The organism is Pseudonocardia sp. KRD291 (assembly GCF_019263595.1).
GTDB lineage: Bacteria > Actinomycetota > Actinomycetes > Mycobacteriales > Pseudonocardiaceae > Pseudonocardia.
This window is the reverse complement of the sequence record NZ_JADQDD010000358.1, coordinates 1-5470: the sequence shown is the minus strand read 5'-3', so window position 1 is coordinate 5470 and position 5470 is coordinate 1. Positions and strand designations below refer to the sequence as shown.

Sequence of the window (5470 nt, the reverse complement as noted above, 5' to 3'; positions counted from 1 at the left end):
TCCGGCGCACGGGCACCGGCCTCGACGCCTGCGCCGCGGCGATGCGCGCCTGCGCCACCGCGTGGTCCGCGTCGGACGACGCCGTCGCCGCGACCCTGCGGACGGGCTGATGCCGACCTTCGCCGAGCTCGCCGAGACCGACCCGACCCGGTGGCTGCACCAGGCCCGCGGGTGGGAGCGCCTCGGCCGCGAGCTCGGCGCGCAGGCCGGGCGCCTGGACGCCGCGTTCGCTCCCCTGGACCGGTCGTGGGCGGGCGGGGACGCCCGGGCGGCGTCCGCGAGCCGGGACCGGCTGCGCACCGAGCTGGCCGCGGCCGCGCAGCGCGGCGCGGAGGCGGCGGAGATCCTCGGCCGGCACGCCGGCGCCGTCCTGGCCGCGCAGAAGCGGCTGACCGACGTCGTTCTCGGCGTCAACCCGGCCACCACACGGATCGACGCCGACGGCACCGTCCACCCGCACCCGGTGATACTGGCGCCCCCGTTCCTGTTCCTCGCGCTCGGGCTGCGGTCCTACCTGCGGGATCTGGACCGGGTCACCCGCGAGATCGCCGCCGCACTGGACGAGGCCACCCGCTCCGACCGCGAGACCGCAGCCGCACTGGCGGAGCTGGCGGCCCGGGTCGCCCCGGCCGGGCCCCCGGTGCTCCCGGCGGCGGCGGCACCGCCCGAGCCGGGCACGTCTCCGTCCGGCGTCCGGGACTGGTGGGAATCGCTGCCGGCGGCGGTGCGCGAGCGCACCCTCGCCGAGCACCCGGACCGGGTCGGCGCGCTCGACGGCGTCCCGGCACGGGCCCGGGACACGGCCAACCGCCTGCGCCTCGACGCCGAGCGCGCCCGGCTGCTGCGCCACCGCACGCGCCTGCAGGACCGGGACGACGTCGCATCGGCCGAGCGCGTCGACGAGCTGCTGCGCGGGATCGACGCCGTCGGACGGCGGTTGCGGGCCGGGGAGCCGCCCGCGCTGCTGCTCGGCTTCGACACCGACGGCCCGGGGCACGCGATCGTCGCGGCCGGGGACCCGGACACCGCGGAGAACGTCGTCACCTACGTGCCCGGCACCACCGCCCGGCTCGGGACGGTCGAGGCGGACCTGCGGCGCGCGGACACCACGGTGGCCGCCGCCCGGGCCGCGGACCCGCGGGCCGTCACCGCCGCCGTCACCTGGCTCGGCTACGACGCGCCACCCGACGTGCTCCGGGCCGCGGCCGGCGGCTACGCGCAACGGGCCGCCGAACCGCTGGCCCGGTTCCAGGACGGGCTGCGCGTCACGCACCGGGGCCCGCCGGCGCACCGGACGCTGATCGGGCACAGCTACGGCTCGACCGTGGCCGGCTACGCCGCACGGCTCGACGGGCCGGTGGCCGAGGACCTCGTGCTGGTCGCCAGCCCGGGCGCGGGCACCCGCCGCGGCGTCGCCGACCTGAACATGGACCCCGCGCACGTGTGGGCGACCACCGCGGGGAACGACCCGATCGACGACCTCACGCGGACCGATACTTGGCGCACCTCCGCCCCGCTGGTCGACCGGGAGACGCTGCGGCACGGCCTGAACCCGGTCGACCCGTCGTTCGGGGCCCGGGTGTTCCCCTCCGACCCCGGCACCGTGGCGCCCCGTCCGGACGACCCGTCGACCGCGGCGGACGAGTCGGCCCCGATCGCGTCCCACAGCCAGTACTGGGACCAGGGCTCCCGCTCGCTGGAGGCGCTCGGCCGGATCGCGGTCGGCCGTCAGCCGATCGGCTGACGGCGCACCGCGCGGACCGGGCCGGGACGGGGCGGTCCGGACAGGGCGGCCCGGGAGGGCGGCGCGGCAGGGCGGCGCGGCAGGGCGACCCGGGAGGGCGGCGAGGCGACACCCTGCCGGCGCTACGCTGAGTCGTCGCCCACCGAGGCGACTATGCGTGAGGCCGTGCTGTACCCCGACCGAAGGAACCCTCCGTGACCGAGAGCAAGCCCGCACGACGGACCGGCAGACCACCGCTGACCGATCGGGCGACGCTGCTGGCCGCAGCCCGGGAGATCGGCCTCGCCTCGCTCACCGTCGGTGCGGTCACCTCCCGTGTCGGAGTCAAGTACTCCACGTTCTACCGCCACTTCTCCAGCCTCGAAGCGCTGCTGACCGCGGTCGTCGACGAGATCTACTCCGAGGCCGACCTGCCCGACCCGCGCGGTCCGTGGCAGGAGTACGTCCTCGAGCTGTCGGAGGCCCTGTTCGAGGTCCTGGCCCAGCACCCGGGCCTGGCGTTGACCGTGCTCCGGCTGCCCGCGCTCCCGGAACGCGCCGTCGAGGCCTACCGCCGGCTCACCGAGTGTCTCGTCGCCGCCGGGTTCGACCCGGACGAGGCCGTGCTCGGCGCGACCACCATCCTCGAGGTGGTCATGATGCCGTGGCTCACCGCCTCGGACGGGAGCGTGCACAAGCAGGACCGCGAGTCGCAGATCAGGTCCACCTCCGAACCCCTCGACCCCCAGGTGCGGGCCGCGGGCGTGGGAGTGGTCGACGATCCGCCGCGCCGGTGGACGCGCCGCAAGGTCGAGCTGGTGATCAACGGTCTGGGGACACCGGCGTCCCCGGTGGCGACGTCGGGCCGGCCGACCGGTCCCTGAGCCCCCGGGCACGGACAGGGGCGTGCCGCGGCCCGCCGGTGCGGACCGCGGCACGTCGCCCGGTACGGGTCAGAGCACGTCCCTCAGGACGGGACGACCTGGTCCGCCTGCGGGCCCTTCTGGCCCTGGGTGACCTCGAACGTCACGGCCTGTCCCTCGTCGAGCGAGCGGTAGCCGGAGGACTGGATCGCGCTGAAGTGCACGAACAGGTCCTGGCCACCCCCCTCCGGCGTGATGAAGCCGTAGCCCTTCTCCGCGTTGAACCACTTGACCGTTCCCTGTGGCATCCGGGTGTCTCCTCGAGCGTTCTGCCGATGTCGTACCGGTGCGACGCTACCCGTTCGCGACCCGTTCACCTGCACGAACTTCCGCCGGATCCGCTCATCGGGGCAGTGATCGGTGATCGAGTCCCTCCGGCGTCGCGCGCCAGGCGACCAGCCGTCGTACGGTCACCACGACCGGCTGCGAGAACGTCTCGAGCCACTGCCCGATCGGCTGCTCCCCGAGCATCGGCAGGTACTTGCGCTCGAACTCGGGGACCACCGGCGCGACGTCGGCGAGGGACACGAGGCCGGCGTCGCCCTCGGCCAGCACGATGTCGGCGCCCTGCGCCGCGCTGTCGAGCGACAGGCTGACCGCGGGGTTGCCGCGCAGCCGGCGCACCTTCGCCGTGCTGGGCCGGCTGAAGATCGTGACGAACGGGTCGGCCCAGTGGAACCACACCGGCACCGAGTGCGGACGGTGGTCGGCCGAGACCGTCGTCACCCAGATGATCGGCTCCCGGTCGAGGCGACGCGCGACCGCCGCGTCGCCGTCGTCGCCGGGGGTGAGCAGGGCAGGGGTGGCGGGACCCGTCATCCGTCCGACCTCAGCACCACCGGGCGCCGGGCACAAGCCCGACGCCCGGGTCGGCTAGCGGATCTTCTCCGGGATGTGGTCGAGGGCCCGCAGGATCTTCTCGGCGAGGGTGGTCGCCGCCGCGTCCGGGACGTCGGTGCTCTGGCGCAGCTCGGCGGCGACGAGCGAGAGTCGCAGGTCGTAGGGACTCAGGTAGGTGGGGGCGGTGGCGACGGCGGTCATCGGAGGTCCTCGTCTGTGGTCGGGGTGCGGAGAAGGTCGTCGACGGTGTCGGAGTTGCCGGCGCGCCCGGCGGCCGCGAGCGCGCGTTCGGCGTCGCGTGCCGGGGTCTCCGGCGGGATGACCAGGATCGTGCGCCAGCGCCCGCCGTCGAGGACGTTCATCGTGTGCGGCGGCAGCGTCCGGTACCGCCCGAGCTTCACGACCGAGCCGTCGACGACGGTCCGGCGCGGGGTGGTGTCCCAGTCCGCTTCGGAGTAGCTGACACGGTCGACCCGGCCGGCGTCCGGCTCGGCCACCAGTGAGGGCAGCTCGGCGACGAGGTCGCGCGAGTGTGGCCACCACGCCCCGTCGACGTGGCCGGTGACGGCCGGTGCCCCGGGCTTGATCGTGAATCGGCGGCCGTCCGGTGCGGCGGTGTCAGGGGGCGGAGGCGATGCCTCGGCGAGCGACGTCATGGGGTGGTTCCGTCCCCCGGACGCCGATGAGACGTCCGGTGTGGACTGTCATCGAGGACGACGGGGCGACTGCCCGCGTGCAGGGTGCTCGACTGCCCCGATACTACTCCGATCGGGGCCCCCGGCGGAGCCGTGCCGAGGTCGCGGTCCGCCGGCTCAGGCGCGGGTGAGCCGGACGGGCAGCGCCCCCCAGGCGCGCATCGTGTTGTTGTGGTGCCGACGCGGTGTCCCGGCGAGCTCGATCCGCCCGACTCGGCGTGCGAGCGCGGTGAGCAGGGCCTCGGCCTCGAGCCGGGCCACGTGCTGCCCGACGCACTGGTGCAGCCCCATCCCGAACCCGACGTGCCCGGACGGGTCCCGGGACAGGTCGAAGGAGTCCGGGTGCTCCCAGCGCCGGGGGTCGCGGTTGGCGGAGCCGAGGAACATCAGGATCTTGTCGTCGCGCGGGACGAGGGTGCCCCCGACGACGATGTCGTCCTCGGCGACCCGGAAGAACGTCTGCACCGGGGACTCCCAGCGCACGGCCTCGTCGAACGCGATCCGCGCGAGGCCGGGGTCGTCGCGCAGGCGCTGCCACTGCTCCGGGTGGGTGGCCATCGCGTGGAGGCACGCGCCGAGACCGTGCACGGTCGTGTCGACGCCGGCCGAGAGCAGCGAGCGCACGATCAGCGGCGCCTGCTCGGGCGTGATGTCCGCACGGTCGGCGGCCTCCCAGATCCGCGCGCCGAACCCGTCCGGGCTCAGTGTCTCGCGGGCGCACTGGGCGTTCACCCAGGCCGAGAGCTCACCGATCCGCCCGGCGCCCTGCGCGACCAGGTCGTTGTCCGGGCCGAACGCGTTGAACAGGTGGTTGCCGTAGGGCAGCAGGTTCTCCCGGCCGTCGCGGCCCAGCCCGACCGCGTCCGGGAACACCCGCAGCGGGAACGTCTCGGCCAGCTCCGCCATCGCGTCGAGCTCGACGGTGTCGCCTGCGCCGGTCAGCACCGTGTCGACCAGGTCCTCGGCGTCGGCGAACCAGCGCTCGCGCAGCAGGCGCAGCGCGCGCGGCGACAGGATCGGCTCCAGCACCGCCCGGGGCGCGTCGTGGTGCGGCGGGTCGGTCTCGAGCAGCAGGCTCGGCGGGCGCCACGGCTCCTCGTGGCGCCAGTTGCTCATCCCCACCCCGGCCCCGGACGGGAAGCCCTGCCAGTTCGTCAGGGCCGCGTGGACGTGCTCGTAGCGGCCCATCGCGTAGATGCCGTAGCGGTCCAGGTGCACGACCGGGCCGGCGTCGCGCAGCGCGGCCTGGAAGGGCAGCGGGTCCTCCAGCACCTCGTGCGAGAACGGGT

At 75.2% G+C, this 5470-nt stretch carries 7 protein-coding genes; 2 read left to right on the top strand and 5 right to left on the bottom strand.

The features are described 5' to 3' along the window. The first annotated feature begins 109 nt into the window (after nt 1-109). Nucleotides 110-1744 (top strand): alpha/beta hydrolase, encoded by a 1635-nt coding sequence (locus I4I78_RS29565; protein ID WP_218614794.1) that lies wholly within the window; start codon nt 110-112, stop codon nt 1742-1744. Between the two features lie 194 nt (nt 1745-1938). Continuing rightward, nucleotides 1939-2607 carry a TetR/AcrR family transcriptional regulator gene (locus I4I78_RS33605; protein ID WP_218614793.1) on the top strand — a complete coding sequence of 223 codons (669 nt, stop codon included), beginning with the start codon at nt 1939-1941 and terminating at the stop codon, nt 2605-2607. Between the two features lie 83 nt (nt 2608-2690). On the opposite strand, the gene I4I78_RS29555 is transcribed toward I4I78_RS33605, so the two are convergent. From I4I78_RS29555 to I4I78_RS29535, 5 genes are all read right to left on the bottom strand, one after another. After that, nucleotides 2691-2894: a cold-shock protein gene (locus I4I78_RS29555; protein ID WP_218614792.1), complete on the bottom strand. Its 204-nt coding sequence runs from the start codon at nt 2892-2894 to the stop codon at nt 2691-2693. A gap of 94 nt (nt 2895-2988) precedes the next feature. Next, nucleotides 2989-3465, bottom strand: a complete 477-nt coding sequence (locus I4I78_RS29550; RefSeq protein WP_218614791.1) for a pyridoxamine 5'-phosphate oxidase family protein — start codon at nt 3463-3465, stop codon at nt 2989-2991. 54 nt (nt 3466-3519) lie between these two features. Beyond that, nucleotides 3520-3687, bottom strand: coding sequence for a DUF6307 family protein (locus I4I78_RS29545; RefSeq protein ID WP_218614790.1), 168 nt, complete (start codon nt 3685-3687; stop codon nt 3520-3522). Beyond that, nucleotides 3684-4142, bottom strand: a complete 459-nt coding sequence (locus tag I4I78_RS29540; RefSeq protein WP_218614789.1) for a DUF5994 family protein — start codon at nt 4140-4142, stop codon at nt 3684-3686. Before I4I78_RS29540 ends, I4I78_RS29545 begins: the two co-directional genes overlap by 4 nt. Nucleotides 4143-4298: 156 nt before the next feature. Continuing rightward, nucleotides 4299-5470, bottom strand: a 1172-nt coding sequence (locus tag I4I78_RS29535; protein WP_218614788.1) for a cytochrome P450, incomplete at its 5' end; no start/stop codon positions are given.

Bases quoted from the DNA above. Each gene is read 5' to 3' on its own strand.
- I4I78_RS29565 (WP_218614794.1), top strand. From the start codon at position 110: ATGCCGACCTTCGCCGAGCTCGCCGAGACCGACCCGACCCGGTGGCTG.
- I4I78_RS29555 (WP_218614792.1), bottom strand. From the start codon at position 2,894: ATGCCACAGGGAACGGTCAAGTGGTTCAACGCGGAGAAGGGCTACGGC.
- I4I78_RS29550 (WP_218614791.1), bottom strand. From the start codon at position 3,465: ATGACGGGTCCCGCCACCCCTGCCCTGCTCACCCCCGGCGACGACGGC.
- I4I78_RS29545 (WP_218614790.1), bottom strand. From the start codon at position 3,687: ATGACCGCCGTCGCCACCGCCCCCACCTACCTGAGTCCCTACGACCTG.
- I4I78_RS29540 (WP_218614789.1), bottom strand. From the start codon at position 4,142: ATGACGTCGCTCGCCGAGGCATCGCCTCCGCCCCCTGACACCGCCGCA.